Annotated in this window: 1 protein-coding gene; it reads right to left on the bottom strand. The window is 41.6% G+C overall.

Features of this window, described 5'->3' with window-relative positions:
• On the bottom strand, positions 1-521 hold a 521-nt coding region (locus AAOP42_RS00735; RefSeq protein WP_349526535.1), incomplete at its 3' end, for a hypothetical protein.
• Between the last annotated feature and the right edge of the window lie 8 nt (positions 522-529).

Here is a 529-nt window from a genome sequence, read left to right as displayed (position 1 = left end):
TGTCTGTAGTTGCGGCCTCCGAAGTTGTTGTTTAGTTTCAGGATCACTCTGCCGGTGTAGGTTGGTTGCAGGTTTCTCATTCCAAGTCCCAATCCAAAACCAAGTGCATCGGACAACATGAAATCTGAAAATACTGATGGGGTGATGGCCAGCAAACTACCGTTGACCAATCCTGTTCTGACGTTGAAGTTCACATTCACTTTCTGTCTTTGGATGAAAGAGATACCCATGTAAAATCCATAAAACTGTTCTTCAATGATTTGTTTCTTTGAAGTTGTCTCCGCATTGTGCGACAGCATATTTCTTTGATAAAATCCGCCTACTTCCATGTCTCCAAGGTAGCCAGGGAAAACAAGACCCAATGAGTGTCCCAACTTTGGAGACATCTTAGTTTTTTCTATGTAGGTGGATAATTTTAATTCCTGGGCATTGCTGCAACTTGCGGCGGCTAAAATCAGGATGATCGGTAACAACTTGATGATTAAGATCAGTGCGGTGTAAAAATTAGTAGTAGTTTTCATGACTCTTT

Source organism: Reichenbachiella sp. MALMAid0571 (assembly GCF_040151475.1).
Lineage (GTDB): Bacteria > Bacteroidota > Bacteroidia > Cytophagales > Cyclobacteriaceae > CAXBNB01.
This window is presented reverse-complemented; position numbering and strand designations above follow the sequence as displayed.